This is a genomic window from Methylobacterium nigriterrae (genome assembly GCF_037106235.1).
GTDB lineage: Bacteria > Pseudomonadota > Alphaproteobacteria > Rhizobiales > Beijerinckiaceae > Methylobacterium > Methylobacterium nigriterrae.
The window spans coordinates 1-295 of sequence record NZ_JBAWTG010000710.1 but is presented as its reverse complement, the minus strand read 5'-3'; the positions used below and the strand labels follow the sequence as shown (position 1 = coordinate 295).

1 protein-coding gene is annotated in these 295 nt (G+C 68.1%); it reads right to left on the bottom strand.

From position 1 onward, the window contains the following. A partial coding sequence (locus tag WDW90_RS38825; protein ID WP_336492960.1) for a UxaA family hydrolase occupies positions 1–295 on the bottom strand: 295 nt, incomplete at both ends.

Here is a 295-nt window from a genome sequence, read left to right as displayed (position 1 = left end):
GGCCTGGTAGCTGGCCTTGGCGATGGTGGCGATGTCGCCGTGGCCCTCGATGCCGAAGCCGATCACCGGCTTGCCGGTCCGGGCGATGCCCTCGACGACTCGGTTCGTCCACTGCTCCTCGATGCCGATCACCACGACCGCGGCGACGTTCGGGTTCGAGCCGATGCCGATCAGCGTGCGAAAGTGAACCTCGAGATCCTCGCCGAACTGCAGGCGGCCGTAGGCGTGCGGCAGGGCGAGCGTGCCCTTCACGTTGTTGGCGACCGCCTCGCAGGAGGCGTTCGAGAGGTCGTCG